Raw genomic sequence first — 26,759 nt, 5'->3', positions numbered from 1 at the left:
TCTCTACCACTGTGAACCCGCACCGGCACCCGTGCCACTCTGATGCCGTAAGGGTCCGCGCGGGTCACACTGGGCGGATGGGCGCGCACACGGTCTGGTACGTCTCCTACGGCTCGAACACGCATCTCGCCCGGCTGACCCGGTACCTGGTCGGGGGCCGTCCGGCGGGCGGCGCGCGGGCCTACCCGGGGTGCCGGGACGCCGCGCCGCCGGCCAGATCCGTGCCGTGGGAGCTGCCCGGCACCGTGTACTTCGCGACGCACTCCCCGGTGTGGGGCGGCGGGCGCGCCTTCTACGACCCGGACACGCCCGGCCGCGCCCTGGCCCGCGCGCACCTGATCACCGTCGGCCAGTTCTCCGACATCGCCGCACAGGAGATGTACGCCGAGCCCGGCCGCGACCTCGACCTCACGCAGGTGCTGGCCACCGGGCGTGACCGGCTGGGCCCGGGCCGCTACGAGACGCTGGTGCGGGCCGGCTCGCTGGACGGCGTGCCGCTGCTGACGTTCACCGCGCCCTGGTCGATGGCCGAGGTGCCGTGGACGGTGCCGTCCGCCGCCTACCTGGACCACCTCGCGGCGGGCCTGCGCGAGGCGGGCGGCCGGCGTGCCGCGGACATCGCGCGCTACCTCGCCGCACGTCCGGGCGCGGCCGGGCACTGGATCGCGCGCGACGGGGTACTCGTGCCTGCGCGGCAGGGCGATCCGGCGAACCCGCAGGCCCCGCAGGGCGCCCCGGGCCCGCCGGACGGCTAGGCTCGGAAGGGCGGCTGGAGCGGGTGCGGCCGTTCGCCGTGTGGTGAGTGCGGGTTAGGTGTGGTGACCCCCGGGAGGGCCGATGCAGGGGCGACGCAGCAGTACCTTCTCCCGGTTGCTGCGGCACGGCTTCACGGATGCCGCGACCGCCGAGCGCCTGCTGGAGGACGACGTGCTGGCGGGCGTACGCGGTGACCCGGTGCTGCTCGAAGCGCTCGGCGCCACCGCCGACCCCGACCAGGCGCTGCTCGGCCTGGTCCGGCTCGCCGAGGCACTGGACCCGGGCGAGCGCCGCACCCTGCTGGACACCGTGACCAGCGCCAAACCGCTGCGGGACCGGCTGCTGGGCGTGATGGGCGCCTCCGAGGCGCTGGGCGACCACCTGGCCCGGCACCCCGAGGACTGGCACGCCCTGGTGACGTACGAGGCGCGCGACCTGCACCCGGGGGTCGAGGAGTTCGAGGAGGGGCTGGCCGCCGTCCGCACCCCGGACGCGCTGCGCGCGGCGTACCGGCGGTGCCTGCTCGGCATAGCGGCCAGGGACGTCTGCGGCACCAACGACCTGGTGCGTACCGCCGCCGAGTTGGCCGACCTGGCGACGGCCACGCTGCGGACCGCGCTGGCGATCGCCGCCGCGGAGCTGCCGCAGGACGCGGCGGCCTGCCGGCTCGCGGTGATCGGCATGGGCAAGTGCGGCGGGCACGAACTGAACTACGTCTCCGACGTGGACGTCATCTTCGTCGCGGAACCGGCCGAGAGCGCCGCCGAGGACGACGGCTCCGCCGACGACACCGCGGCGCTGCGGTCCGCGACCCGGCTGGCCGTGCGGATGATGGGCATCTGCTCCGACACCACCGCCGAGGGCACCATCTGGCCGGTGGACCCCAACCTGCGGCCCGAGGGCAAGAACGGCCCGCTGGTGCGCACCCTCAGCAGCCATGTCGCGTACTACCACCGCTGGGCGAAGACCTGGGAGTTCCAGGCGCTGTTGAAGGCGCGGCCGGTCGCCGGGGACGCCGCGCTGGGCGCCGAGTACGTCGCCGCGATCCGCCCGATGGTGTGGCAGGCCGCCGAGCGGGAGAACTTCGTCACCGACGTGCAGGAGATGCGCCGGCGGGTCGTCGACACCATCCCCGCCGCGCAGGTCGAGCGGGAGCTGAAGCTCGGCCCCGGCGGGCTGCGCGACGTGGAGTTCGCGGTGCAGCTCCTCCAACTCGTGCACGGCCGCAGCGACACGAGCCTGCGCAGCGCCACCACCCTCACCGCGCTCGCCGACCTGGCCCGGGGCGGCTACGTCGGCCGCGCCGACGCCGCCGCGCTGGACGCCGCCTACCGCTTCCTGCGGCTGATGGAACACCGCATCCAGCTCCAGAAGATGCGCCGCACCCACCTGGTGCCCGACGACGAGGCAGGACTGCGCCGGCTCGGCCGGGGCCTGGGATTTCGCGCGGAGCCGGTGCAGAGCCTCAACCGGGAGTGGAAGCGGCACGCCCGCGAGGTGCGGCGGCTGCACGAGAAGCTGTTCTACCGCCCGCTGCTGGACGCCGTCGCCCAGCTCGACAGCGACGAGACGCGGCTGAGCACCGACGCCGCCCGGGCCCGGCTCCAGGCGCTCGGCTACGCCGACCCGGTCGCGGCGATCCGCCACCTGGAGGCGCTGGCCAGCGGGGTCAGCCGCAAGGCCGCGATCCAGCGCACCCTGCTGCCGGTGCTGCTCGGCTGGTTCGCGGACTCCGCCGACCCCGACGCCGGGCTGCTCGGCTTCCGCAAGGTCTCCGACGCGCTGGGCAAGACCCCGTGGTACCTGCGGCTGCTGCGTGACGAGGGCGCCGCCGCCCAGCGGTTGGCCCGGGTGCTCTCCTCCGGCCGGCTCGCCCCCGACCTGCTGATGCGCGCCCCCGAGGCGGTCGCCCTGCTCGGCTCCAGGGACGGCCTGATCCCGCGCGACCACCTGGCGCTCGAGCAGGAGGTGCTGGCCGCCGTCGGCCGCGCGGACAGCCCCGAGCAGGCCATCGCGGCCGTGCGCGGGGTCCGCCGCCGCGAGCTGTTCCGCACCGCCGCCGGCGACCTGATCGACACCTACGGCGACGACGAGGAGTCCGACGGCCCGCTCGACCCGGCCGTCCTCGTCGACCGGGTCGGCACCGCCGTGTACGGGCTGACCTCGGCCACCGTGGCCGGCGCGCTGCGGGCCGCCGTCAACGCGGTCACCGGCGGCGACGCCCACCCGCTGCCCACCCGCCTCGCCGTGATCGGCATGGGCCGCTTCGGCGGTCGCGAACTCGGCTACGGCTCCGACGCCGACGTGATGTTCGTGCACGAGCCGCGCGAGGGCGTCGACAGCGGCGACGCCGGCCGGGCCGCGATCGCCGTCGCCAACGAGCTGCGCCGGCTGCTGCAGATCCCCACCACCGACCCGCCGCTGCTGATCGACGCCGACCTGCGGCCGGAGGGCAAGTCCGGCCCGCTGGTGCGCAGCCTGGCGTCGTACGAGGCGTACTACCGGCGCTGGTCGCTGGGGTGGGAGAGTCAGGCGCTGCTGCGGGCCCGCCCGGTGGCCGGCGACCTGGAGCTGGGGGAGCGGTTCATCGCGCTGATAGACCCGCTGCGCTACCCCGAGGACGGCCTCGACGAGGAGGCGGTGCGCGAGATCCGCCGGCTCAAGGCGCGGATGGAGAGCGAGCGGATGCCGCGTGGCGCCGACCGCACCACCCACGCCAAGCTCGGCCGCGGGGGGCTGTCCGACGTGGAGTGGACGGTGCAGTTGCTCCAACTCCAGCACGGCGCCCGGCTGCCGTCGCTGCGCACCACCGGCACCCGGGCCGCGCTGGCCGCCGCGCACGCCGAGGGTCTGATCGCGGAGCCGGACCTGCGGATACTGGACGAGGCGTGGGTGCTGGCGACGCGGGTGCGCAACGCGGTGATGCTGGTCCGCGGCCGCCCCGGCGACACCTTCCCCGGCGACGGGCGGGAGCTGGCCGCGGTGGGTCGCTACCTCGGCTACCCGGCCGGCCACGTCGGCGACATGCTGGAGGACTACCGCCGCCGTACCCGCCGCGCCCGCGCGGTGGTGGAGCGGCTGTTCTACGAGGCGTGACGCGAATCGGGCGGCACCGGGAGGGGTTGGGGACCTGCGGGTTGGGGACCTCCGGGTTCGGGACCTGCGGGTCGGGGCCCAGGCCCGGGACCTGCCGCGGTCAGGACTTCGCGGTGTGCTGGTCCTCCAACTGCTGCTCCCAGGAACGCGGCAGGTGGTACACCCACCGTCCGTACAGCAGGCACACCAGGCCGTAGCCGGCGCCGAGGCAGACCACGCCGCCGATCGCGTCCAGCCAGAAGTGGTTGCCGGTGGCGATGATCACCGTGAGGGTGAACAGCGGGTAGAGCAGGGCCACCACCCGCACCCACGTCCGCTTGGCCAGGTTGAAGACGGTGACGCCGCACCACAGCGACCAGCCGATGTGCATCGACGGCATCGCCGCGTACTGGTTCGACACGTGCGCCAGGCTGCCCTGGGAGAGCGAGCCCCAGGTGTGGTGCACGGCGACCGTGTCGATGAAGCCGGCGCCGGCCAGCAGCCGCGGCGGGGCCAACGGGTAGGCCCAGAAGCCGATCAGCGCCAGCCAGGTGGTCGCGAACAGCACCAGCCGGGGCGGCGCGTAGCGGTCGGGATGGGCGACGTACAGCCACACCAGCACACCGATGGTGATCACGAAGTGCAGTGAGGCGTAGTAGTAGTTCATCCCCACGATCAGCCATGTCACCGAGTTCAGCGCATGGTTGACGCTGTGCTCGATGCCGAGGTCGAGGTGGCGTTCGAAGCTCCACACGTCGGCGGCGTGCCGAAGCGCGGTGCTGCGCTCGGCGGGGACCGCGTTGCGGATCAGGGAGTACACCCAGTAGCTGACGCCGATCAGCACCAGTTCGAACCAGAGGCGGGGCCGGCGCGGGGTGCGCAGCCGGTGCAGCAGCGCGCCGGGCGACCAGCCGGAGCCGGGCGCCCGATAGGCGCCGCCCGCGCCCCGCCCGGCGCCGTTTCCGGCGGCGTCCGAAGGGTCGGTACGACGGTCCTTCAGCGACTTGGCGGTGTTGGCGGTCGATTCCCCCATGGGACACCAGTCTGCCAGACCCGGCCGGTCAAACGGGTGCCATGCCCGCTGAACCGGACATCCCGCGTGTCGTGCCCGACCGCCACCGGTCAACGGCCCGCCGGCGCCCCGCGGTCGGCGGGCCCGGCGGCCGTCGAGCCGCGGACCACCAGTTCGGGCATGAAGACGAACTCGCTGTGCGGGGGCGGGTTGTCGCCGATCTCCTCCAGCAGCGCGTTCACCGCGGCCTGACACATGGCGGGAACCGGCTGCCTGATGGTGGTCAGCGGCGGATCGGTGAAGGCGATCAGCGGGGAGTCGTCGAAACCGACCACCGAGATGTCGCCGGGCACCGTGTGGCCCAGTTGCCGGGCGGCGCGGATCGCGCCGAGCGCCATCATGTCCGAGGCGCAGACGATCGCGCTGCAGCCGTCGGCTATCAGCGCGCCGGCCGCGGCCTGACCGCCCTCCAGCGTGTACAGCGAGTGCTGCACCAGCGCCTGGGCGTCCTCGGCCGACAGCCCCAGCACGTCGCCCATGGACGCGAGGAAGCCCTCGATCTTCCGCTGCACCGGCACGAACCGTTTCTGCCCGACGGCCAGGCCGATCCTGCGGTGCCCGAGCGCGGCCAGGTGCGTGACGGCCAGCCGGACCGCGGCGCGGTCGTCCACCGACACCGAGGGCGCGTCGATCTTGTCGGAGTGGCCGCTGATCAGTACGAACGGCACGCCCTGGCCCTTGAGCCGGGCGTACCGCTCGGTGTCGGCGGTGGAGTCGGCGTGCAGGCCGGAGGCGAAGATGATGCCCGCCACCCCGCGCTCGACCAGCATCTCCACGAGTTCGTCCTCGGTGGAACCGCCCGGGGTCTGGGTGGCCAGCACCGGGGTGTAGCCCTGCCGGGTCAGCGCCTGGCCGATGACCTGCGCCATCGCCGGGAAGATCGGGTTCCCCAACTCGGGCGTGATCAGCCCGACCAGGCCGGCGCTGCGCTGTCGCAACCGGACCGGGCGTTCGTACCCGAGCAGGTCCAGCGCGGCCAGCACGGATTCACGGGTGGCCGCGGAAACACCTGGCTTGCCGTTGAGCACCCGGCTGACCGTCGCCTCACTGACCCCCGCCTGGGCTGCGATGTCTGCGAGCCGCGCGGTCACAGCACCGGATGCTACGGGGCGGAACACCGCCATGTCAGATCGCCCACCAAATTGCCGTGTCGGCGGCGATCGTGACGAATTCGCCCGAACCTCCGGTAATCGGGTCGCCGTCGGGCCGCAGCGGGTCGGGTCGCCGGGTGTCCGGCCGCCGGGTGTCCGGTTCCGCGGCCGGTCCCTCGCTGGACAGCAGCAGCCGGCCCGGCCGGGGCAGCCGTACCGGCGAGGAGGTGGGGTTGAGGGTGCAGACGAAGGCGCCGCCGGTCGCGTCACGGCGGAAGGCGAGCACCCCCTCGGGCGCGTCGAGCCAGTTCACGGCGGTGCCGGCGCCGAGCGCGGGGTGGTCGCGGCGCACCGCGAGCGCGGCGCGGTACAGCTCCAGGGTCGAGTCGGGGTCGCCGGTCTGCGCCTCGACGCTCAACTCGGCCCACTGCCCGGGCTGCGGCAGCCAGCTCGGCCCGCCCTCGGCCGGCCCGAAGCCGTACGGCGCGGCCTCGCCCGACCACGGGATCGGCACCCGGCAGCCGTCACGGAAGCCGTCCTGCCCGGCCGCGCGGAAGAACGACGGGTCCTGGCGCACCTCGTCCGGCAGGTCGGTGACGTCGGGCAGCCCCAACTCCTCGCCCTGGTAGAGGTAGGCCGAGCCGGGCAGGGCCAGCATCAGCAAGGTCGCCGCGCGGGCCCGGCGCAGGCCGAGCGCGCGGTCGCCCGGGGTGCGCAACTGGGTCGGCGGCGCCACGGGGTTCTGCCCCGCGCTGACCGGCGGGAGGTTGCCGAGCCGGGTGGTGTGCCGGGTCACGTCGTGGTTGGACAGCACCCAGGTCGCGGGCGCGCCGACCGCGCCCATCGCGTGCAGCGACCGGTCGATCACCTCGCGCAGCGCGCCCGCGCTCCAACCGGCGGTCAGGTACTCGAAGTTGAACGCCTGGTGCAGCTCGTCGGGGCGCAGGTAGAGCGCGGCCCGCTCGATCGTCGGCGTCCACGCCTCGGCGACCGCGATCCGCTCCCGGCCGCCGGCCGCTCCCACCGGCCCGTACTCGTCCAGGATGCGCCGCCAGTCCCGGTAGATCTCGTGCACGCCGTCCTGGTCGAAGTACGGCATCGCGGCGGTGCCCAGCAGCGCCACCTGGCCGGAGTGGCCGATGTCGGGCAGGCCCTCGGCCTTCACCAGGCCGTGCGCGACGTCGATCCGGAAGCCGTCGATGCCCAGGTCCAGCCAGAACCGCAGCACCGAGCGGAACTCGTCGTGCACCGCGCGGTGGTTCCAGTTGAAGTCCGGCTGCTCGGGGGCGAACAGGTGCAGGTACCACGCGCCGGGGGTGCCGTCCGGTTCGGTGACGCGGGTCCAGGCCGGGCCGCCGAAGATGGACTCCCAGTCGTTGGGCGGCAGTTCGCCGTGCGCGCCCTTGCCGGCGCGGAAGTGGAAGCGGTCGCGGGCCGCGGAGCCCGGGCCCTCGCGCAGCGCCTGCTTGAACCACTCGTGCTGGTCGGAGCAGTGGTTCGGCACCAGGTCCACGATGACGCGCAGGGACAGCGCGTGCGCGGCGCGCACCAGGTCGTCGGCGTCGGTGAGGTTGCCGAACATCGGGTCGACCGCGCGGTAGTCGGCGACGTCGTAGCCGGCGTCGGCCTGCGGGGAGGCGTAGAACGGCGACAGCCACACCGCGTCGACGCCGAGGTCCCGCAGGTAGGGCAGCCGGGCGGTGATGCCCGGCAGGTCGCCCATGCCGTCGCCGTTGCCGTCGGCGAAGCTGCGCGGATAGACCTGGTAGATCACCGCGTCGCGCCACCAGTCTCCGCGCCCGGCGTCTGCGTCGGTCGCGGCGGCGGTGCTGGGCGCGTCGGTGAGGTGCTGGCTCATTGATTCCCTTTGGGGTTCGGGGGAACGACTAAGTGGCGTGCGGACGTGCGCGGGTGTGCGTCCGGGGTGCCGGGCGCTGATGCGGGGCCCGGGTCCGGGGTCGGGGTGCCGGGCGCAGGGTCCGGGTCGGATGCGGGGTGCTGGGCGCGTCAGCCCTTGGTGCCGCCGGCCGTCAGACCGGTGACCAGGTGACGCTGGACGAGCAGGAAGACGACGGCCGCGGGTATCGCGATGAGCACCGAACCCGCGGTCATCGCACCCCAGTTGGCGCGGATGCTGGACGCGTAGGTGGGCAGTCCCGCGGCGAGGGTGTAGTGCGTCTTCATGAACTGGCTGGAGTAGGCGACCTCGCCCCACGCGGTGAGGAAGCTGTAGAACGCGGTGACCGCCAGGCCCGGCCGCGCCAGCGGCAGGATCAGCCGCCAGAAGGTGCCGAACGGGCTGAGGCCGTCCATCCGGCCCGCCTCGTCGATCTCCCGCGGAATGGTGTCGAAGTAGCCCTTGAGCATCCACGCGCAGAACGGCACGGCGATGGTGCAGTACACCAGCACCAGGCCGAGGTAGCTGTCGAGCAGGTCCAGCCGGGCCATCAGGTTGTACAGCGGGACGATCAGCACCGCGACGGGGAACATCTGGGTGACCAGGAAGATCCACATCAGCTGCCGGTGGCCGGGGAACTTCATCCGGGAGATCGCGTAGCCGGCGCTGGCCGCGATGAACACGCCCAGCACCATCGTGGCGCCGGCGACGATCACCGAGTTGAGCATCCAGTGCGGGAAGCCGCTGTGCAGCAGCACGAACCGGTAGTTGTCCAGGCCCAGATGGTGGATCACCTGGCCGGGCTGCTGCCAGGCGCTGTCCGGGCCGAGCGAGATGAAGACGATCCACAGCACCGGGAAGACCGCGACGGCGCTGGCGGCGATCAGGGTGGCGTGCAGGGCGAGCGAGGCGCCCGTGCCGCGCTGCCCGCGGCCACGTGGTGTGCGGCCGTCCTGTCCGCGGCCGGGCCGCACCTGGCCGCGCGGGTTCCGGCCGCGCTGAATGGTGGCACTCATGGGTGACAGCTCCTCAGCTCTGCTCGGTCTTGATGCGGCTGCGGTAGAAGGTGGAGAAGGCCACCAGGATCAGCAGGATGACGATGCCGTACGACGCGGCGCCGGCGTAGTCGGAGATGCCGACGAACGCCTTCTCGTAGGCGAACGTCACGAGGATGTCGGTGTCGCCGCTGGTGTTGCTGCCCAGCAGCAGGTAGATGATCGGGAACATGTTGAACGTCCACACGGTGCTCAGCAGGATCACCGTGCTGGTCACCGGGCGCAGCCCGGGCACCGTCACGTTCGTGAAGCGCTGGAACGGGGAGGCGCCGTCCATCTCCGCGGCTTCGTAGAGCTCGCCCGGGATCGACTGGAGGCCGCCGAGGATCGCCACCATCATGAACGGCACGCCGCACCAGACGTTGACGATGATGACCGCGACCTTCTGCGCGAACGGCGTGCCCAGCCAGTCCTGGGACGGCAGCCCGACGACGTTGATGACGTCGTTGAAGACGCCGTACTGCGAGTTGAACATCAGCCGCCAGGCGAACACCCCCACGAAGGCGGGCACCGCCCACGGCAGGATCAGCGCGAGCCGGTACAGCAGCCGGAACCGCATCGGCCGGTTGAGCAGCACCGCCATGCCCAGCCCGACGGAGTAGGTGATCCCGACGCAGGCGACGGTCCAGATCACCGTCCACTCCAGCCGCGGGTAGAAGTCGCCGTCCTGGCCGGAGATGATCTGCCAGTAGTTGTGCAGGCCGACGAAGTGGTAGCTGGCCGGCACGTGCACGGGGCCGATGTTGGTGGCGACGTTCTGCGCGGTGGCGTTGGTGAAGGACAGGTAGACGCCGTATCCGAGCGGGTACAGCACCAGGACGCCGAGGACGATCACCACGGGGGCGACCATCGCCCAGGCGTACCAGTGCTTGTCCCAGGAGCGGGCGATCGACGTCAGCAGGCCCTGCCTGGGCTCCTTGGACCGCGCGGGGCGGCCGGGGCGCTCGGCCCGTTCTACGGTGGCGGTGGTCATCTCTCCTCGGCTCTGTCGTTGCCTGGGGCGGGTGGAGGACCGGGCCGGCCGGTCGGGCGCGTGGGCCCGCCCGCCGCGTGCTGCGGCGGGCGAGACCCCGGCCGGCCGGCCCGGAGCCGGTGGGTGCTACTGCACCGAGTAGTCCGGCAGCAGCTTGCCGAACTGCTTGGCCGCGTCGTCCAGTCCGCCCTGGACGGTGGCCTTGCCCTGGAGGATCTTGATGTACTCCTGCTGGAGCGGGGTGAACAGGCTGCCGACCTGCGGGAGCGCGACCCGCGGCCGGGCGGTGTCCAGGATCGGCTTGAACCCGGCGATCTGCGGGCTCTTCAGCACGTCGGCGGTGTACGCCGAGGTGCGGGTGGGCAGCGTCCCGTTCTTCACCGCGATCTGCTCCTGGCTGGCGGTGGAGGTCATGAACTGGGTGAACAGGTAGGCCGCGGGGAGGTTCTTCGAGCCCTGGTAGACGGCCAGGTCCTGGCCGCCGGTCGGGGCGAGCGGCTTGCCGGTGGAGCCGGCCGGCACCGACGCGTAGCCGAGGTTGCCGCCGTCCTTGAAGGCCGAGCCGGTCAGGTCGTCGCCGACCGACCAGGGGCCCTGGATCAGCATGGCGACCTTGCCGGTCTTGAACGACGTCTGCATGTTGTCGTAGGCGTTGGCGAAGTCGATCTTCAGCGAGGAGGTGTCGTAGATCTTCTTCGCCTCGGTGACGGCCTTGACCGCCTCCGGGGAGTTGACGGTGACCTTCTTCGCGGACGGGTCGGCCAGGTCGGCGCCCTCACCGAAGAGGAAGGGCAGCAGGAAGTACGAGTCGGGGTTCATGTAGGTGCCGGTGACGCCGGTCTTCGCCTTGATCTTCGCGGAGTCCGCGACCATCTCGTCCCAGGTGGTCGGGGGCTTGGCGATGCCGGCCTGGGCGAACACCTTCTTGTTGTAGAGCAGCCCGAGGGTGTCGGTGACCGACGGCACGGCGTACGACTTGCCTTCGTACTTCGTGGTGTTGAGCGGCCCGGCCACGAAGTCGCCCGTGTCGGTGAGGGCGGTGGTGCCGTCCAGCGGCGCGATGTAGTGCAGCGAGGCGTACTCCGGGATCAGCCCGACGTCGGTCCTGATCACGTCGGGCGCGCCCTTGCCGCTCTGCGCCGCGGTCTTGAACTTCTGCTCCACGGTGGTGAAGTCCACGTTCTGGTAGTTCACCTTGATCTTGGGGTACTTCTTCTCGAAGCCGGCGATCAGCGCCTTGTACGCCGGTGCCTCGACCTTCGCGTCGGAGGTGTCCCAGTACGTGACCGTGCCCGACACCTGGGCGGGGTCCTTCGCCTTGCCGCTGTCCTGCGTGCTACCACTGCCACTGCCGCCGCCACAGGCGGTGGCACCGAGGACGATGGCCGCGGCCATCGCCACGACGGATATGCCGCGTCGCATACCTGACTCCTTGATGAGGGAAGTGCCCGTTCACCCGATCCGACGTCGAACGACCCCACCCACAGGCCGTTTCCGCTCGGGCTGGGCAGGACCGTAACAGCGGTGCAACACTTTGCGAAAGAGGCTGCAAGAAACTTTCTGCAAGAGCCTGCACCGCCGATCCACCGCCCCTGCGCCCCCACCCGAGGGCTCCCGGCCCCCGACGGCGCCCCCAGCGACCCCTCCGCGCCCCGCCCACCCGAAAACGCTTACGCCCTTTTGCAGCAACCCGATTGCCGCCCCACCCCACCCCTCGAACACCTCCGCCGGACCGAGGCCAAGCCCGGTCCGGCGAAGGGGGTGTGCTGGTGTGGTGGGTGAGTCCGGCTCAGCCGGCGTTCGTGAAGAGTTCGTCGACGGTGCTGACGGTGAGGGTGCGGGCCAGCCACAACTTGAGGTCTTCGCGGTCGTGGTGGGTCAGGATGCGGTTGCGGGCCTCGTCGGACACGGGGATCTGGCGCTGCTGGAGCATGAGCAGCACGGACTCGGCCATTCCCTCGGACTTCCCCTCGGTCAGACCTTCGCTCTTGCCTTCCAGGAACGTCTCCTCGATGAGCGTTCCGCGGCCGGGGAAGTAGGTTCCGTTCTTCATCAGCTTCCTCCAGGTGTCGCGTGCCGGGGTGCCCCCCAGGCCGATCTCCAGCATGGTCGAGTAGTACTTGAACGATTCGGCGTCCGCTGTGCCGAGGGCCTGCGCCAGCGCTTCCAGTATGGCGGGACTGTCCCGGTGGCGACCATGCGTCATGGCCGAGAACGTGGCGAGGGCCAGGTGTTCCGCCGCCTCGGCCGGGTCCGTGATCACCGGGATGTTGTCGGGGCCCAGGGAGAGCGGGCGCACCGAGAGGGCGGTCCAGCCGCCCCAGCCGTGGCGGAAGGGGCCCGCGGTCCACTCCGCGGTCGTCCTGTCCTGGCAGACGACCAGCAGCAGCGTCGGACAGTCGTACTTCGCGCTGAGGTAGGAGAGGTAGTACGCCCAACTCGAGGGCTTCTTCTCGTCGCGGCGCCCTTGGGCCTCGATCGCGAGGAGCAGTCCGTTGGAGCCGTCGTCGGGTTTGAGGCGCAGCACCGTGTCCACCCGCCGCTCCACCGGCTGCATCTCCGTGACGTCCGTCGGCAGGACCTCGATCACCGGTTCGTGCGGAATCCGCACGCCGAGGATGCCGAAGACGGGGGTGAGGAGTTCGGGGCGGTCCTGGAATATGCGATGCGACGCTTCGTGTCGGGAAGTGACCATGGAGTGACCGTATGGGAGCCGTTCGGGTGCACGTCGATGATCGGGAATTGATCACCCGATGGAGTGATTTGACCGGATGAATCAGCCAACTTCCTGGCTGGAAAGAGCCGAAGGGGGCTCGCTGTGAGCTTTCCGGAGAGCGAGGTCTGCACAACATCCGCACAGGGACTGCGTGTTGTGGGCACGACCTTCACGGAGGTGTCGCAAGTGAGGCGTGTCACCCGTGCCCCGGGTGGGGGAACCTTTGGGGCATCTTGCGCGTCCATGTACCCATGAGCACCCCGCAACTCGAGATCCGGCACGCCTCGATCGAGGATTTGGACGAGATCTGTGGAGTTCACGCCCGAGCCAGGGCCACGTATTACGGGGGACACCTGGCGAGCGAGGTCTACAGCGGGCCGGCCGAGTTGGAGCGGCAGCGGGCGGGGACCGCGCAGGCGATCGTCTCGCGGGAGCGCACCGTGCTGTGCGCGACGCGGCAGGATCACATCGTGGGGTTCGCGGTGCTCGGCGCCCGGTTCGACGGAGACGAGCTGTTCCACTTCCACATCGACCCCGAGGTGTGGCGCACCGGCACCGGCACCGCGCTGCACCAGGCGTGTGTCGCCGAGTGGCAGGCCGCCAAGGTCGCCGTGGCCCGCCTGGAGGTCTTCGCGCCGAACGCCCGCGCCCGTGCTTTCTACGCCCGGCAGGGCTGGGAGGAGGACGGCCGCGACGACGACCACGTGACGATGCGGCTCCTGGTGCCGCAACTCCCGGCCCAGCCCCCGGTTCTCGCCCCGAGCCCGGCGCCCTCCCAGCCGTCCTAGCCCGACCCGGGCTCCGGCCTCTTTCGGCCCGCCCGACCCCGGCCCGTCCTAGTCGTTGCCCAGCGGCGCCAGCGGCTTGCCGTCGGTGAGGCGCCCGGCGAGGGTCGCACGGGTGCCGCGCGCGGCCGGGGTCGCCAGGAAGGGCCCCTCGGACGTGGCGTTCACCCCGTGCGTCGCCTTGATCGACGCGGTGTCACGGCTGCCGGCCGCCAGCAGGTACCAGTGGTCCGCGGGCGACTTCCACATCACCCCGGCCATCACATGCTGGTCGAAGCGGCTGCACGCGTTCCCGTCGGCCTGCTGCCCCGCCAGCGTGCCGAGCTCGTCGGCCTTCGCGGCGGGCGGCACGAACTGCACCAGCGCGATGCCCGGCCCCCGCCAGGTGTCCGCCCGGTCGCACGTCCACGACGCGTCGCCCGCGCCCTCGGGCAGCGCGGTGTCCGCGAACTCCCAGTCGTTGACGGCCTTCACGCCCTGCCCGCGCAGCTCGACCAGCCGGCACGCGCTGTGCGCCCAACTCACCAGCGCCTTCGGCCCGGTGGCCTCCACCGGCGCCGCCGCCTCGCCCACGGACGGCGGCGGGGTGTACGTGAGGTGCACCGGCGCGAGGTCGCCGAGGTCGGTGAGCAGGAAGGAGTGCTTCTCGGCGATCGAACTGGAGGAGCGCAACTGCATCACCGGCCAGGTCGTCCCGCACGCCGCGGAACCGGTGGTCCCCGCGGTCGCGCCCGCCCCCGCCATCGGCACCGGGTCGGTCACGCCGTCCGCGGACCGGTGCAGGTCGGTCGCCGCCTGGTCCGGCTTGAACAGGTCCCGGACCTGCGTCTGCGCCACCCACGGCGCGGTCAGGAAGCGGGCGTTGCCGTCCACCCGGTCCACCAGCAGCGCCGCCGACGTGGTCAGATCCGCGTCCTCGGCCTGCGCGAAGTCGAGCGCGGCCCGCCCGGAACCGGTCCTCGGCTGGGCGTAGCGCACCACCCGCAGCCCGTCGTAGAAGATCACCACGGTCGCGGCGTCCTCGTCCCCGGCGAAGAGCAGTTGCGGCGGCTGCGCGGGGCCGCTCCTGGGGGTGCCCGCGGTGGAGCTGACGTCCACCGACGCCCCGGGGTTCGCCCACACCGACAGCGCCCGGCCGAGCAGCGCGGTGTCCTTCGTACGGCTGCCGCGCGCCGGCCAGGCCGAGAAGTCCAGCCGGGCGGTCGCCTTCCACTGGGTGGCCGGCACCCGGACCAGCGCGGCCGGGTCCAGCGCGTGCGGGTCGGCGGCGGGCGTGCCGGAAGCCGCGTAGTGCTGCGAGGAGGAGCCGCTGCCGGCGATCGCGAACAGCAGCGCGCCGACGGCGACCACCGCGGCCGCGCTGCCGCCGATCCGTCCCCGGCGGCGGCGCCGCAGCAGGTCGGTGGGGCGCAGTTGCAGCGTGCAGGCGTCGAACTCGCCCGACGCCATCAGCAGTCGGCCCGCGGCCGGGCCCGCCGCCGTCGCGCCGGAGCGGGCCCCGGCACCGGTGAACGCGTTGCTGCCCAGGCCCAGGCCCGGGCCGGCGTCGACGCCCGTACCCGTCACGACCCCGGTCACCACGCCCGGCATGGCGCCCGTACCGGTGCCGCCCGCGACCGCCTGCGCGGGGACGCGGACGCCGGCCGCCGCCCGTACCGCCTCGCGCGGGTCGCCCACGCCCGCCGCGTCCAGCACGCCGCGCGCGTCCGGCTCGCCCAGGGCCTCCGCGGACATCAGGGCGTACGCCGCCCGGGCCGGGGCCGGCAGCGCGGACAGCGCGCGGTAGAGCGCCAACTCCCCGTCGCCGCCCGCCTGCGGGTGCGCCCGCAGCCCCATCACCCGCGGCATCCGTACGCCCTCCAGGGCCGCCCGCAGCCGGCCCTGGTCGTCGAACTCCAGTGCCGCGCGCAGCACCCGCACCCGCAGCACCCCGTACGCGCCGCCCTGCCGCGAGGGCGCGGGCGAGGTCGGCAGCGCGGACTGCACCAGCCGGTGCGCGGCCATCGCCCGGCGGTGCTTGCCGAGGCCGGCCGGCAGCGTCACGTAGGCCAGCCGTACCAGCCGCGGGTAGTGCTCGATCAGGGCCGCCTCGGCCTGCGCCACCGACACGGTGGCGGACGAGCCGCGGGAGGATGCGGAGGTCTCGGATGCCGCTTGCGTCTTCACGCAGTGTCGAACGAGCCGTCAGTGCGATGGTCACCCGGCGGCGTCACCCGATCGTGTGAGGGCTGCCGCGGCGGGACGCCGGAGGGACAACGACAGGGGCGCCCCCGCCGGTTCGGCGGAGGCGCCCCCTCGCGGGCCGGAGTGGTACGGACCCGGTCTCAGACCAGGCCGGCCTTCTCCAACGCGCTGCCGCAAGTGTCCACGATCAGCCGCGTCACCACGTACGGGTCGATGTTCGCGTTCGGCCGGCGGTCCTCGATGTAGCCCTTCTGGTCCACCTCGACCTGCCACGGGATGCGCACCGACGCGCCGCGGTTGGAGACGCCGTAGCTGTACTCGTTCCACGGGGCGGTCTCGTGGGCGCCGGTGAGGCGGTGCTCGACGCCGGGGCCGTAGTTCTTGATGTGCTCCAGCGGCTTGTCGTCGCGGCCCAGCGCCTCGGCGGCCTCGATGATCGCCTCGTAGTTCTCGCGCATCTTCTTGGTGGAGAAGTTGGTGTGCGCGCCCGCGCCGTTCCAGTCGCCCTTGGCGGGCTTGGGGTCGAGGGTGGCGGAGACGCCGAAGTCCTCGGCGGTGCGGTAGAGCAGCCAGCGCGCCACCCACAGGTGGTCGGAGACCTCCAGCGGGCTGAGCGGGCCGACCTGGAACTCCCACTGGCCCGGCATCACCTCGGCGTTGATGCCGGAGATGCCCAGGCCCGCGGCGAGGCAGTTGTCGAGGTGCTTCTCCACCACCGGGCGGCCGAAGATCTCGTCGGCGCCGACCCCGCAGTAGTAGCCGCCCTGCGGCGCCGGGAAGCCGTTCTCCGGGAAGCCGAGCGGGCGCGAGCCCTGGAAGAACGTGTACTCCTGCTCGATGCCGAACAGCGACTCCTGGTCGGCGAACTTCTCGGCGATCTCCCGCAGCGCCGCGCGCGTGTTGGACTCGTGCGGGGTGCCGTCGATGTCGAAGACCTCGCACAGCACGAGTTTGTCGTCGCCGCCGCGGATCGGGTCGGCGAAGGTGGCGACCGGCTTGAGTACGCGGTCCGAGGCGTGGCCCTCGGCCTGGTTGGTGCTGGAGCCGTCGAAGCCCCAGATCGGCAGCTCGGCGCCGTCGGCGAGAATCCTCGTCTTCGAGCGGAGCTTGGCCGTCGGCGCGGTGCCGTCTATCCAGATGTACTCAGCCTTGTAGGTCACGGTGACGCCATCCTTAACGAACGTGAGCGCGGGTGCGGCCCCGAGCCGCGCTGATCGGGCCGGTACGCAGCGTCCCAACGGCGGTTTTCCCGTCCGTTGCCCAGGTGTTAACCACGTGTGAACTGGCCGCCGTGACCAGCGGGAACCTCCTCATCCGCCCCGCCCGTCCCAGAGGGTGCCCGCATTCCCCGGGCCGGCACCCGGCCCGGGTAGGGTCGGTGACATGCCGCACAGCATCGTGGAGTACTCCGCCGAACTCGCCGACACCTTCGACCGACCCCGTTTCGCCAAGGGCCTGCACGAAGCCCTCGTGCGGATCGCCGGCGGCCGGGCCGCGGGCTGCAAGACCCGCTTCGTCCGGCTCGACGAGACGTACATCGCCGACGGATCATCGGGCTACGCCATGGTCCACGTGCAGACCGGCATCCTGTCCGGCCGCACCCCGCAGGTGAGGCGGGAGCTGGCCGAGGCGGTGCTGGAACTGCTGCGCGACTCCGTCCCGCCGCTGCCGGCCGCGGAGCTCCAGATGTCGGTCGACGTACGGGAGCTGGACCGCGAGACGTACGCCCGCCACGAGACGCCGGCGGTGCGCGCATGACGCTGCGGGTGGGGCTGCTCGGGACCGGCCCGTGGGCGTTGAAGGCGCACGCACCCGCGCTGGCCGCCCACCCGGGCGTGGAACTGGCCGGGGTGTGGGGGCGCCGGCCGGAGGCGGCCGAGCAACTGGCGCGGGAGTTCGGCGGGCGCGCGTACGGCGACCCCGACGCGCTGATCGACGACGTGGACGCGGTGGCGATCGCCCTGCCGCCGTCCCTCCAGGCACCGCTGGCCGCGAAGGCGGCGCGGGCCGGACGCCACCTGCTGCTGGACAAGCCGCTCGCGCAGACCGTCGAGGCCGCGCGGGAGGTGGTCACGGCCGTGGAGTCCACCGGGGTGCGCTCGGTGGTGTTCTTCACGCTGCGCTTCGACGCCGGCGCGTCCGGGTGGCTGGAGCGCCAGGCCGCGGCCGGACAGTGGTTCACCGGCCGCGCCGACTGGTACGGCGCGGTCTTCGGCGGCGACACCAGCCCGTACGCCGACTCGCCGTGGCGGCGGGAGAAGGGCGGGCTGTGGGACGTCGGCCCGCACGCCCTGTCGGTGCTGCTGCCGGTGCTCGGCGACGCCACCGAGGTGCACGCGGCCCGCGGCCCGGGCGACCTGGTCCACCTGACGCTGCGGCACGACTCCGGCGCGTCGAGCACCTCCGTACTGACGCTGACCTCGCCGCCGGCCGGCGCCGGCGTGGCGATCGAGTTCCGGGGCGCGCCCGGGATCGCGACGTTCCCCGACGGTGTCAGCGGCCCGGCGACCGACGCGATGGCGCGCGCGATCGACGCGCTGACCGCCGCGGAACCGCACCCGTGCGACGCCAGGTTCGGGCTGCGGGTCACCGAGATCCTCGCCGCGGCGGAGGAAGCCCTCGGCTCGTAGGGGTTCTGGTCCCCGATTCCCAGGGGCAAATCCGCCCGGGTGCGCGCAAAGGGCGCACCCGGGCGAAAAGGATCACGGTCAGGGCGTGTTGCACCCCTACCGGACACCGTGGCCGATGCCTATCGTCGAAGGATGAACGCTGCGGACTGGTGGTCGATCGAGGTCATGGACGCCGAGCGCGCGGAGATCTCCGCCGCGGCGTGGCGCGACGCCCACACCCAGGCGCTCGCCGAGTCGCTGGTGACCAACGGCGCGACGCAGTGGGAGTGGTACACGCACAGCTGGGGAGTCGTGCTCGAAGTCGCCTTCCTGACGGAGGAGTCGTGGCTGTGGTGGCGCTCGCTCCCCGGCACCCGGGCCGCGCTCGACGCGGTGCCGGACCCGCTGGCCGGGCTGCTGGTGCACCGGGGGCACGGCGGGGCGTCGGGCAGCTATGTGCCGCGCGGCCCGCGGATCGCCCCGACGGCGGACCGGGTGGAGCTGCCCGAGCCGTCGATGTAGCCGACAGCGGGTGACGGGTGACGGGTCTGCCGGCCACGGGGCTGCGGGTGACGGGGCGCGGTGGGCTCAGTCCAGCCCGTCCCACCCCCAGCGCGGCGTCGGCCCCGGGTCGCCCACGGTCGCGCCCGGCTGGGACACCGACTTCGCGATGCGCGTACCCCACTCGACGTACTCCGCGAAGCGCCGCTGCAGCAGGGCGTCGGCGGGCAGTTCCTTCGCGGCCGTGGCGAGCATCAACTCCACCCACCGGGCCCGCTGTTCCTCGGTGATCGCGAGGTCGACATGGTGGGAGAGCAGGGCGTGGTGGCCGCCGAGCTTCGCGCTGTACTCCGCGGGGCCGCCGAACACCTCCGACAGCCACACCACCACGTGCTCGACGTGGGTGGGCGTGAAGTCGGCGAAGACCGGTGCCAGCAGGGGGTCCTGGAGGACCTGGTCGTAGAAGGAGTCGATCAGGCGGTGCAGGGCGTCGGCACCGCCGAGGGCGTCGTAGAAGCTCGGCTGCTCGGGCATGTGTCCCATCCTCGTTCCGGGGAGGGCCGGGAGCACGCGGCTTCGCCGCGAGCGCACCAAACGGAGCAGCGGCTTCCGCGAGGAGGGGGCGAACGAGGGGCAAGTGCCGTTCCGTGGCCGCGCCGCGCGGGGAAGAGAAGCGCGCCGGGAGTAGTTTGCTCTGATCATGAAGGCCATCGTTTACACCACCAGTGGCGGACCCGACGTACTCACCCTCACCGACCGGCCGGTGCCGGAACCGGGGCCCGGTGAGGTGCGGGTGAAGGTCCGGGTCTCCGGAGTCAACCCGACGGACTGGAAGTCGCGGCAGGGCACGGAGCCGGAACGGCCGCAGGTGCCCAACCAGGACGGTTCCGGCGTGATCGACGCGGTCGGCGCGGGCGTGCCGGCCGAGCGGGTCGGCGAGCGGGTATGGCTGTGGGAGTCGGCCCACCGGCGGCCCGACGGCACCGCGCAGGAGGTCACCACGGTGCCGGCCCGGCAGGCCGTACCGCTGCCGGACCGCGCGTCGTTCGACCTCGGCGCCAGCATCGGGGTGCCCGCGATCACCGCCCACCGCGCGCTGACCGTGGCGGAGTACGGCCCCACCCGGCTGGCCCCCGGCGCGCTCGACGGGCGTACGGTCCTGGTCGCCGGCGGCGCGGGCGCGGTGGGCAACGCCGCGATCCAGCTCGCCCGTTGGGCCGGCGCCACCGTCATCACCACGGTCAGCGGCCCGGAGAAGGCCGCGCTGGCCACCGCGGCCGGCGCGCACCACGTCGTCAACTACCGCGAGCAGGACGCGGCGGCCGAGATCCGCCGGATCGCGCCCGACGGCGTGCACATCGTGGTCGAGGTCGCACCGGGGCACAACGCGGAACTGGACGCGGCCGTCACCGCGAACAACGCGGTGATCGCGTTCTACGCGGACGACTCCCAGGAGTTCGTCGCGCCGGTCCGCTACTCGATGTTCGCGAACCTGCGCTGGCAGGGGCTGCTGCTCTACACGGTGCCGGACGAGGCGAAGGACGAGGCCGTGGCCGCGATCACCGCCGCGCTCGCCGACGGCGCGTTGCGGGCCGGCCCGGAGGTGGGGCTCCCGTTCCACCGTTTCCCGCTGGAGCGGACCGCGCAGGCACACGAGGCGGTCCGGGACGGGGCCGTGGGCAAGGTGCTGATCGACGTGGCGCCGTAGGGAGTTCGCAGGCGGTGTAGCCGTTTCGCGGAGGGCGCGCGGGCGGGCGTAAGGACGGTGCCCTTACGGCGTGGTGCGCGCGGAAGTCGTACGAGGTCAGGTGGCGGCGAGCCGTTGCCTGACCTCGCCCGGGTCCAGGGAGAGCGCGCTCAGCAGATCCGCTGCCGGGTCCGGGTGCCGGGCGGTGAGCAGCGCCAGCAGGAGGTGGCGCGGCTCGATCCGCCGTCCCTTGCCGTCGCGGTCGGCGAACCGCTTGGACTCGCCGACCGCCGAACGCGCCGAGGAGTTGAGCGGCAGTCGCCGGTTGCCCCGGGTGGGCGGCGGGGCCAGCGCCACGTCCAGGTGGACGCCGATCGCGCGGAGCGCGTCACGGTCCATCGCGTCCATCGCGGACCGCCCTTCGGCGAGGGTCGCCCCCAGCGCCCGCGCGGGCGGTTCCTTCGGGAAGTGCATCAGCGCGAGCAGCAGGTGGTCGGTGCCGATCCTGCGGTCGCCGCGCCGTTCGGCTTCGATGCGGGCGAGTCCGAGCACCGGCTTGAGCCGTGGTGCCGCGCTGCTTTCCGACATGGCCGTCTCACTTCCCGTATTTGGCGTGCACGGACTGGCGGGACACCCCGAGAGCGTCCCCGATCTGCTCCCACGACCACCCCTCGCGCCGGGCGAGTGCCACGTGCGTCGCCTCCACCTGTTCGGCGAGCCGGTGCAGGGCGCCGACGGCACGCAGGCCGACGGAGGGGTCGTCCGAGTCGATGACCGCGGTGAGGTCCATGCGTGTCAGTTTGGATTGACGAGTGGCCGGTTGTCAACGCAGGCTGACAGACGGGTGGGGGTGGCGGCCGTTGGCGGGCTGTGGCCTGGTGCGGGATGCGTGTGGGTAGCGGGATGCCGGATGCCGGATGCGGGCTCGGGGCGACGGTGCGGGACGGGGCGGGATCAGGCGGCGTCGACGTACGCCTGCGCCGCCGTGCGGGCGACCCGTTCGACCTGGTCGATGCCGCCCTGCTCGGACTTCTGCCCGGACGACAGCACGCTCACCAGCAGCCGGTGCCCGTCGTACGTCACCTCGCCGATGCTGTTGATGTCCCACAGCCCGGTGGCGCTGCGCTGGAGCCAGCCGTTCTTCAGCGCGTAGCCGGAGCCGTCGGAGTCGGCCGCCGACACGCCCCAGCGCTCGCCGTCGATCACGGACCTCATCAGCCCGGAGGCGTACGCGCGCGAGGACGCGGAAAGGGGCGAGCCGCTGTCGAACACCGCCTGCAGCAGGGCGATCTGGTCGCTCGCGGTGGTCTGGGTCAGCCCCCACAGGTCGCCCTCGCCGCCGACCGTGTGGTCCAGCCCGAACGTCTTGTTCGCGGCCGTCAGCCCCGCGCTCCGCCCGATGGTCCGCCACAGGTCGAGCGCCGCGTCGTTGTCGCTGCGCTCGATCATCGCGGTGGCCAGGGTCCGCTGCGCGGCGGTCAGCCGGGTGCCGGCGTGCTGGTCCTGGAGCAGCAGCGTGGCGAGGATGTCCACCTTGACGATGCTCGCGGTGTCGTACGAGGTGGCGCCGGTCTCGTACGTGGCCGCGGCGCCGCCGTCCGCGTCGGTGACCGCGACGGACACGTGGCCGCTGACCCCGAGGGCCCGGACTGCCGTGGTCACGGCGGCGTCGGGCGAGGTGGTGGTCTGCGCCGCGGTGGCGGTGGCCGACGAGGCGGTCGTGGCGGTGGCGGGAGGCGTCGACTGCGTCGCGGAAGCGGTGGTGGTCGCGGTCGGCACGGTCGTGTCGGCGGTCGGGCCGGTGTCGGAGCCCGCCTTCGCGGACGGGGACTGCACGATCGTGGCGAGGGTGAGGACGGCCATCACGGCGAGGGCGGTCACGGAGATCAGCAGGGGGCGGACCCAGGGGCGTGCGGGGGAGGGGTCGGGTTCGGGCTCGGGTCGACCGGGTGCGGCCCGCTCGGGTGCGGTGGGCGTGGCGGGTGCGGCGGGTGCCCCGGATGCCTTGGGCGCGTCGGCTGCCCCGGGTGCCCCGGGTATCTCGGCGGGGTCGGCCTCCTCGGCGCCGGCGTCCAGGGTGCCGGTGGATTCCGGGGCGTCGGAGCGGTCTGCGCCCTCCTTGGCCACCGGTTCGCCCGGCGCCGCGCCCGTACCGTCGTCGTGTGTGCCGGCCATGGCCGCCCACCCCCCGCCTTCGCGGTCCGCCAACGGTCTGTGCTGTTCCATGCCGCCGACGGTAGGAAGGGATTCTGGGGTTCCCCTGAGAGCCGGGTGGCAATCGTCTGAGACACGCCCGCCGCGAGGCGCCTGCGGACAACGGCCGACGCTATGCGCGAAGTGTTGTCGCCGGGTATCCCCGCCGTGACGATCGGCGCACCGGCCCCCGGGGTGGCGTCACGCGGTCCTGTCGCCGGTCCCGTCACGCGGTCCCGTCGCCGAGGGACAGCAAGAGGGTGCGCAACGCGTCGGCCAAGGCGTCCCGTTCGTCCGTGTCGAGGGCGGCGAGCAGGCGGTGCTCGTTGGCCACGTGGGCCGGGAGCGCCTCGTCGATCACGGCACGGCCCTGGTCGGTGAGCCGGACGTGGACCACGCGGGCGTCGGCCGCACTGCGGCTGCGGGCGACCAGACCCGCCGCCTCCAGCCGGTCCAGGCGCTGGCTGACCGCGCCCGAGGTGACCATCGCGGCCTGCATCAGTTGGGCCGGGGTGAGGTGGTGCGGGGGGTCGCTGCGGCGGAGCGTGGCGAGGACGTCGAAGGAAGCGGCGTCCAAGCCGTGCTCGGCGAAAACGCGGCGCAACTCGCCCTCCAGCAGGCGGGTCAGCCGCTTCAGCCGGCCGATCACCGCCATGGGGGAGGCGTCGAGGTCGGGGCGGCGGCGGGACCACTGGTCGAGTACGAGGTCGACGTGGTCGCGGGCGGGTGCGGGTGTGCGCTCGGTCTTCGGTTCGGGTTCGGGCTCCGGCGCCGCCGCTCCCGTTCCCGTTCCCGCTTCGTCGGGCTGCCTGTCAGCGCCGCCCTCGCCCTGCTCCCTGTGCGTCATGGCATCACACTAGCCAATCTCTTAGCGCTGAGATACTTTCTCTTAGTGCTAAGAAATCGGGCGGGGATCGTCCTGCTCACCGCGCTCGCCCCCAGCGTGTGGGGGACCACCTACTACGTCACCACGGAATACCTGCCCCCGGCCCGGCCGCTGCTGGCCGGCGTGCTGCGCGCGCTGCCGGCCGGTCTGCTGCTGGTGGCGATCACCCGCCGGCTGCCGCACGGGGCGTGGTGGTGGCGCTCGCTCGTGCTCGGCACCCTGAACATCGGTGCCTTCTTCGCGCTGCTCTTCATCGCCGCGTACCGCCTGCCCGGCGGGGTCGCGGCGACCGTCGGCGCGCTGCAACCCCTGCTGGTCGCGGTGTTCTCCGCGGCGCTGCTCGGTGACCGGCTCACCGCCCGCACCGCTCTCACCGGCGTGGCCGGAGTGCTCGGCGTCAGCCTGCTGGTGCTCAGGTCCGGCGCCCACCTCGACGGCCTCGGGATCGCCGCCGCGCTGGGCAGCGCCGTGGTCATGGCGACCGGGGTCGTCCTCAGCAAGCGGTGGCCCGCGCCCGCGCCGCTGCTCGCCGCCACCGGCTGGCAACTCGTTGCGGGCGGAATGCTGTTGCTCCCCGTCGCCCTGCTGGTCGAGGGCCCGCCGCCCGCGCCGACCGCCGGGAACGTCCTCGGCTACGGCTATCTGGCGCTGGTCGGTGCGGCGCTCGCGTACGCGCTGTGGTTCCGCGGTATCCGCGAACTCCCCGCGGTCAACGTGACGTTCCTCGGCCTGCTCAGTCCCGTGGTCGCCACCGTCGTGGGGTGGCTGGCGCTGGGACAGGAGCTGACGGCCGCGCAGGCGGCGGGCGGCGCGCTGATCCTGGGCGCGCTGGTGGTCGCCCAAGTACGGCCCAGGGCGGAGCCGTTGGACGCGGCTGCTTCGGGTGCCTCGCGTCCTACGCCCGGCTCGTATGTCTCGCGCGCCTCGCACGTCTCGTGTTCCTCACCCGGAGCTCCGGCCCAGGTCGCCGCCGCGCCACGGCCGTCCGGTCGGCGGCCCGGCCCCTGAACGAACCGTTCGCGAGGGCGAGTTGACCCAGAGGTCGGAGCCGCACCGTACTCCCGTACTCCCGTATTCCGGTACCCGCTCCCGTGCGCCGGCCTCCCGGCCTCCCGGCCTCCCGGCCTCCCGGAAAGGTTCGACCGGCCGGCCCCCGCGGAACTCCGCTCCCCACCCGCCCCTTGCCAACCGATGGAGTCAGCGATGCGTATCACCGTCTTCGGGGCCGCCGGAGCCGCCGGCCGCCGTATCACCGTCGAGGCGCTGTCCCGAGGGCACGCGGTCACCGCCGTCGTACGGTCGCCCGCCCGCTTCGCCGAACTGCCCGACGGCGCCCTCGCCCGGGTCGGAGACGCCCTGTCCGCCGCCTCGGCAACGGAGTTGGCCCGCGACCAGGACGTCGTGATCGCCGCCACCCGGCCCGCGCCCGGGCGCGAGAGCGAACTCGTCCTCGCCACCGAGGCGTTGCTCGCCGCCGTGACCGTCACCGGAGCGCGGCTGCTGGTGGTCGGCGGCGCCGGCACCCTGACCGTCCCGTCCGGCGGCACCGTCGCCGACGCACCCGACTTCCCCGCCGACTGGCTGCCGATCGCCCGCGCGGGCGCCGAACAGCTCGACCGCTGCCGCGCCGCGCCCCGCGCCGACTGGGCCTACCTCAGCCCCGCCGCCCTCCTCACGCCGGGTGAGCGCACCGGCCGATACCGCCTGGGAGCAGACGAGTTGGTGACCGACCAGCACGGCGTCTCGGCGCTCTCGTACGAGGACCTCGCGGTGGTCCTGCTGGACGAGGCCGAGCACCCCGAGCACCACCGGTGCCGGTTCACGGCCGGCTACTGACCGGGGCGGGTGCTCCAACGCCCCTACACCGCACAGCCGTTACGACGACGCGCGGCCGCACAGCGCGTGGTCGGTCAGCGTCTCCACCGCGCGGTTCACCTTGTCCTGGTCGATCAGGGCCGTGGTGGTCGTGATCGACACGGTCACCGCGCGGCGGCCGTCGGCGGAGACGGCCGGGCGGGTGTACACGCCGAGACCGTCACCCTCGTGCATGTCGTAGGTACCGCCGCAGGTCAGCGGGATGACGCGCAGCCCCAGGCCGTAACCGCCCTGGGTGCCGGCGGGCGGCACGGGCAGGTCGTCGTAGGGGACCGTGGTGCGCATTTCGGCCAGTTGGGCGGGCGGCAGCAGGGTGCCGGAGGCGAGCGCGCGGAAGAACGTGTTCAGGTCGGCGGGGGTGCTGACGACCCCCGAGTCGGCGGTGTGCTGGAAGCTCTGGTCGGTGAGGTCGACGGGTTTGCCGTCCGGGCCGGTGATGGTGACGCGCTCGTGCGGGCCGACGAGGTACGGGTCGGCGCCGGGGATGTAGGTGTGGCGCAGTCCGAGCGGCGCGATCACCCGGTGCTCCACCAGCTCCCGCCAGTCCTGGCCGCCGCTCGCCTTCTCGGCGATCATCCCGGCCAGCAGGTAGTTGGTGTTGGAGTAGGCCCAGCGGCCGCCGCCGGGCGTGAAGAGCGGCGGATGGCTCATCGCGATGGCGACCAACTGCTCGGGCGGGGTGTCGTCGAAGCGGTTCTCGTCGAAGTGGTTGATCATGCGGTCCTGGACGTCCGGGTCCTCGACGTAGTTGTAGATCCCGCTGGTCTGCTGGAGCAGGTCGCGCACGGTGATCAGGCGGCCGTCGTTGCCGTGGCCGCTGACGACCCCGGGCAGCCAGTGGTCGACCGTGTCGTCCAGCGACAGCTTGTGCTCGGCGACGAGTTGGAGGACCACCACCGCCGTGAACGTCTTCGTGGTGCTCGCCACCCTGAACTCCGGCTCCCACGGCACGGGCGCCTTCGAACCGACCCCCGCCGTGCCGTACCTCGCGCGCAGCGGGCCCTCGCCCCGCCGGTCCACCCGCGCCACCACGTTGATGTCCCCACCCCCGGCCGCCCGTACCGCCGCGAGGTCCTTGCGCAGGTCCGCCGCCGAGTAACCGCCGCCGCCCGCACGCGTATCCGCCCCCGCGGGCACCGCCGCGAGCGCCGACGCGGCCAGCGCCACCACCCACGCCGCCACGACCGTCCGCTTCCCCGTCACCGCAACCCGCATCGCATTCCCCCGTCACTCGGCTCGCCCGTGTCCCTCACGGGTACCACACGTCGAGTCAAGCGCCCGGCCCGCCGATGTGCGATGCGGCTGCCACCCGGGGGAGGGGTAGGGAGATCCCCCCGATGCCGGGGCACTTCCTCGGCTGAGCGAGCGTCAGCGGTCGGGGAGGGGCGCGGCGCGTCCCCGTGT

At 73.0% G+C, this 26,759-nt stretch carries 24 protein-coding genes; 9 read left to right on the top strand and 15 right to left on the bottom strand.

The genetic code is table 11. The features are described from left to right. The first annotated feature begins 77 nt into the window (after window positions 1–77). Window positions 78–755: a histone deacetylase gene (locus OG370_RS11480; protein WP_328463221.1), complete on the top strand. Its 678-nt coding sequence runs from the start codon at window positions 78–80 to the stop codon at window positions 753–755. 82 nt (window positions 756–837) lie between these two features. Then, entirely contained in the window at window positions 838–3,852 is a 3,015-nt protein-coding gene (locus OG370_RS11475) for a bifunctional [glutamine synthetase] adenylyltransferase/[glutamine synthetase]-adenylyl-L-tyrosine phosphorylase (protein WP_328463219.1), read from the top strand. A gap of 100 nt (window positions 3,853–3,952) precedes the next feature. Here OG370_RS11475 and OG370_RS11470 read toward each other — a convergent pair whose 3' ends face one another. The 7 genes from OG370_RS11470 to OG370_RS11440 all read right to left on the bottom strand — a co-directional run bounded on the left by OG370_RS11470 (window position 3,953) and on the right by OG370_RS11440 (window position 12,614). Next, a complete protein-coding gene (locus OG370_RS11470) occupies window positions 3,953–4,864 on the bottom strand; it encodes a phosphatase PAP2 family protein (RefSeq protein ID WP_328463217.1) in 912 nt (303 codons plus the stop codon). An 89-nt stretch (window positions 4,865–4,953) separates the two neighbouring features. Further along, complete coding sequence (locus OG370_RS11465) at window positions 4,954–5,994, bottom strand: LacI family DNA-binding transcriptional regulator (RefSeq protein WP_328463215.1); 1,041 nt, start codon at window positions 5,992–5,994, stop codon at window positions 4,954–4,956. Between the two features lie 34 nt (window positions 5,995–6,028). Continuing rightward, on the bottom strand, window positions 6,029–7,852 hold the full coding sequence (locus OG370_RS11460) for a glycoside hydrolase family 13 protein (RefSeq protein WP_443060649.1): 1,824 nt from the start codon (window positions 7,850–7,852) through the stop codon (window positions 6,029–6,031). Between the two features lie 149 nt (window positions 7,853–8,001). Then, complete coding sequence (locus tag OG370_RS11455) at window positions 8,002–8,907, bottom strand: sugar ABC transporter permease (RefSeq protein WP_328463213.1); 906 nt, start codon at window positions 8,905–8,907, stop codon at window positions 8,002–8,004. 13 nt (window positions 8,908–8,920) lie between these two features. Continuing rightward, entirely contained in the window at window positions 8,921–9,919 is a 999-nt protein-coding gene (locus OG370_RS11450; RefSeq protein WP_443060648.1) for a carbohydrate ABC transporter permease, read from the bottom strand. Between the two features lie 126 nt (window positions 9,920–10,045). Beyond that, on the bottom strand, window positions 10,046–11,341 hold the full coding sequence (locus OG370_RS11445) for an extracellular solute-binding protein (protein WP_328463211.1): 1,296 nt from the start codon (window positions 11,339–11,341) through the stop codon (window positions 10,046–10,048). A gap of 367 nt (window positions 11,342–11,708) precedes the next feature. Continuing rightward, window positions 11,709–12,614 carry a hypothetical protein gene (locus tag OG370_RS11440; RefSeq protein WP_328463209.1) on the bottom strand — a complete coding sequence of 302 codons (906 nt, stop codon included), beginning with the start codon at window positions 12,612–12,614 and terminating at the stop codon, window positions 11,709–11,711. Between the two features lie 272 nt (window positions 12,615–12,886). On the opposite strand from OG370_RS11440, the gene OG370_RS11435 reads away from it, so the two are divergent. Then, the gene (locus OG370_RS11435) at window positions 12,887–13,423 is read left to right on the top strand and encodes a GNAT family N-acetyltransferase (RefSeq protein ID WP_328463207.1); all 537 of its coding nucleotides are present in this window, start codon (window positions 12,887–12,889) and stop codon (window positions 13,421–13,423) included. A gap of 48 nt (window positions 13,424–13,471) precedes the next feature. Here the strand turns inward: OG370_RS11435 and OG370_RS11430 are convergent, their stop codons facing one another. After that, on the bottom strand, window positions 13,472–15,586 hold the full coding sequence (locus tag OG370_RS11430; protein WP_328463205.1) for a hypothetical protein: 2,115 nt from the start codon (window positions 15,584–15,586) through the stop codon (window positions 13,472–13,474). 158 nt (window positions 15,587–15,744) lie between these two features. Further along, a complete protein-coding gene (glnII, locus tag OG370_RS11425; protein ID WP_328463203.1) occupies window positions 15,745–16,764 on the bottom strand; it encodes a glutamine synthetase in 1,020 nt (339 codons plus the stop codon). 223 nt (window positions 16,765–16,987) lie between these two features. On the opposite strand from glnII, the gene OG370_RS11420 reads away from it, so the two are divergent. The 3 genes from OG370_RS11420 (at window position 16,988) to OG370_RS11410 (ending at window position 18,735) form a co-directional block, all read left to right on the top strand. Next, entirely contained in the window at window positions 16,988–17,362 is a 375-nt protein-coding gene (locus OG370_RS11420; RefSeq protein ID WP_328463201.1) for a 5-carboxymethyl-2-hydroxymuconate Delta-isomerase, read from the top strand. A 2-nt stretch (window positions 17,363–17,364) separates the two neighbouring features. After that, window positions 17,365–18,234 (top strand): Gfo/Idh/MocA family protein, encoded by an 870-nt coding sequence (locus tag OG370_RS11415; protein WP_328474002.1) that lies wholly within the window; start codon window positions 17,365–17,367, stop codon window positions 18,232–18,234. Between the two features lie 132 nt (window positions 18,235–18,366). Continuing rightward, window positions 18,367–18,735, top strand: coding sequence for a hypothetical protein (locus tag OG370_RS11410; protein WP_328463198.1), 369 nt, complete (start codon window positions 18,367–18,369; stop codon window positions 18,733–18,735). Between the two features lie 66 nt (window positions 18,736–18,801). Here OG370_RS11410 and OG370_RS11405 read toward each other — a convergent pair whose 3' ends face one another. Continuing rightward, window positions 18,802–19,248, bottom strand: a complete 447-nt coding sequence (locus OG370_RS11405; RefSeq protein WP_328463196.1) for a group II truncated hemoglobin — start codon at window positions 19,246–19,248, stop codon at window positions 18,802–18,804. A 166-nt stretch (window positions 19,249–19,414) separates the two neighbouring features. Between OG370_RS11405 and OG370_RS11400 the strand changes: the two genes are divergently transcribed. Next, the gene (locus OG370_RS11400) at window positions 19,415–20,422 is read left to right on the top strand and encodes an NADPH:quinone reductase (RefSeq protein ID WP_328463194.1); all 1,008 of its coding nucleotides are present in this window, start codon (window positions 19,415–19,417) and stop codon (window positions 20,420–20,422) included. Window positions 20,423–20,518: 96 nt separating this feature from the next. Here OG370_RS11400 and OG370_RS11395 read toward each other — a convergent pair whose 3' ends face one another. The 4 genes from OG370_RS11395 to OG370_RS11380 form a co-directional block, all read right to left on the bottom strand. Further along, entirely contained in the window at window positions 20,519–20,989 is a 471-nt protein-coding gene (locus OG370_RS11395) for a Clp protease N-terminal domain-containing protein (protein ID WP_328463192.1), read from the bottom strand. A gap of 7 nt (window positions 20,990–20,996) precedes the next feature. Then, window positions 20,997–21,191, bottom strand: a complete 195-nt coding sequence (locus tag OG370_RS11390; RefSeq protein WP_328463190.1) for a helix-turn-helix domain-containing protein — start codon at window positions 21,189–21,191, stop codon at window positions 20,997–20,999. 164 nt (window positions 21,192–21,355) lie between these two features. Beyond that, window positions 21,356–22,627, bottom strand: a complete 1,272-nt coding sequence (locus OG370_RS11385; RefSeq protein WP_328463189.1) for a serine hydrolase — start codon at window positions 22,625–22,627, stop codon at window positions 21,356–21,358. Between the two features lie 193 nt (window positions 22,628–22,820). After that, a complete protein-coding gene (locus OG370_RS11380) occupies window positions 22,821–23,441 on the bottom strand; it encodes a MarR family winged helix-turn-helix transcriptional regulator (protein ID WP_328463188.1) in 621 nt (206 codons plus the stop codon). 45 nt (window positions 23,442–23,486) lie between these two features. Between OG370_RS11380 and OG370_RS11375 the strand changes: the two genes are divergently transcribed. Further along, window positions 23,487–24,488, top strand: coding sequence for an EamA family transporter (locus OG370_RS11375; RefSeq protein ID WP_328463187.1), 1,002 nt, complete (start codon window positions 23,487–23,489; stop codon window positions 24,486–24,488). A 195-nt stretch (window positions 24,489–24,683) separates the two neighbouring features. Further along, entirely contained in the window at window positions 24,684–25,316 is a 633-nt protein-coding gene (locus OG370_RS11370) for an NAD(P)-dependent oxidoreductase (RefSeq protein ID WP_328463186.1), read from the top strand. Between the two features lie 39 nt (window positions 25,317–25,355). Here the strand turns inward: OG370_RS11370 and OG370_RS11365 are convergent, their stop codons facing one another. Continuing rightward, window positions 25,356–26,570 (bottom strand): serine hydrolase domain-containing protein, encoded by a 1,215-nt coding sequence (locus OG370_RS11365; RefSeq protein WP_328463185.1) that lies wholly within the window; start codon window positions 26,568–26,570, stop codon window positions 25,356–25,358. Window positions 26,571–26,759 lie beyond the last annotated feature (189 nt).

Origin of the sequence: Streptomyces sp. NBC_00448 (genome assembly GCF_036014115.1) — a bacterium.
Classification (GTDB): domain Bacteria; phylum Actinomycetota; class Actinomycetes; order Streptomycetales; family Streptomycetaceae; genus Actinacidiphila.
This window is presented reverse-complemented; position numbering and strand designations above follow the sequence as displayed.

What these genes read in the sequence shown, in the direction of transcription:
- OG370_RS11480 (WP_328463221.1), top strand. Translation starts at nt 78, where the DNA reads ATGGGCGCGCACACGGTCTGGTACGTCTCCTACGGCTCGAACACGCAT.
- OG370_RS11475 (WP_328463219.1), top strand. Translation starts at nt 838, where the DNA reads ATGCAGGGGCGACGCAGCAGTACCTTCTCCCGGTTGCTGCGGCACGGC.
- OG370_RS11470 (WP_328463217.1), bottom strand. Translation starts at nt 4,864, where the DNA reads ATGGGGGAATCGACCGCCAACACCGCCAAGTCGCTGAAGGACCGTCGT.
- OG370_RS11460 (WP_443060649.1), bottom strand. Translation starts at nt 7,852, where the DNA reads ATGAGCCAGCACCTCACCGACGCGCCCAGCACCGCCGCCGCGACCGAC.
- OG370_RS11455 (WP_328463213.1), bottom strand. Translation starts at nt 8,907, where the DNA reads ATGAGTGCCACCATTCAGCGCGGCCGGAACCCGCGCGGCCAGGTGCGG.
- OG370_RS11450 (WP_443060648.1), bottom strand. Translation starts at nt 9,919, where the DNA reads ATGACCACCGCCACCGTAGAACGGGCCGAGCGCCCCGGCCGCCCCGCG.
- OG370_RS11445 (WP_328463211.1), bottom strand. Translation starts at nt 11,341, where the DNA reads ATGCGACGCGGCATATCCGTCGTGGCGATGGCCGCGGCCATCGTCCTC.
- OG370_RS11440 (WP_328463209.1), bottom strand. Translation starts at nt 12,614, where the DNA reads ATGGTCACTTCCCGACACGAAGCGTCGCATCGCATATTCCAGGACCGC.
- OG370_RS11435 (WP_328463207.1), top strand. Translation starts at nt 12,887, where the DNA reads ATGAGCACCCCGCAACTCGAGATCCGGCACGCCTCGATCGAGGATTTG.
- OG370_RS11420 (WP_328463201.1), top strand. Translation starts at nt 16,988, where the DNA reads ATGCCGCACAGCATCGTGGAGTACTCCGCCGAACTCGCCGACACCTTC.
- OG370_RS11410 (WP_328463198.1), top strand. Translation starts at nt 18,367, where the DNA reads ATGAACGCTGCGGACTGGTGGTCGATCGAGGTCATGGACGCCGAGCGC.
- OG370_RS11405 (WP_328463196.1), bottom strand. Translation starts at nt 19,248, where the DNA reads ATGCCCGAGCAGCCGAGCTTCTACGACGCCCTCGGCGGTGCCGACGCC.
- OG370_RS11400 (WP_328463194.1), top strand. Translation starts at nt 19,415, where the DNA reads ATGAAGGCCATCGTTTACACCACCAGTGGCGGACCCGACGTACTCACC.
- OG370_RS11395 (WP_328463192.1), bottom strand. Translation starts at nt 20,989, where the DNA reads ATGTCGGAAAGCAGCGCGGCACCACGGCTCAAGCCGGTGCTCGGACTC.
- OG370_RS11390 (WP_328463190.1), bottom strand. Translation starts at nt 21,191, where the DNA reads ATGGACCTCACCGCGGTCATCGACTCGGACGACCCCTCCGTCGGCCTG.
- OG370_RS11385 (WP_328463189.1), bottom strand. Translation starts at nt 22,627, where the DNA reads ATGGAACAGCACAGACCGTTGGCGGACCGCGAAGGCGGGGGGTGGGCG.
- OG370_RS11380 (WP_328463188.1), bottom strand. Translation starts at nt 23,441, where the DNA reads ATGACGCACAGGGAGCAGGGCGAGGGCGGCGCTGACAGGCAGCCCGAC.
- OG370_RS11370 (WP_328463186.1), top strand. Translation starts at nt 24,684, where the DNA reads ATGCGTATCACCGTCTTCGGGGCCGCCGGAGCCGCCGGCCGCCGTATC.
- OG370_RS11365 (WP_328463185.1), bottom strand. Translation starts at nt 26,570, where the DNA reads ATGCGGGTTGCGGTGACGGGGAAGCGGACGGTCGTGGCGGCGTGGGTG.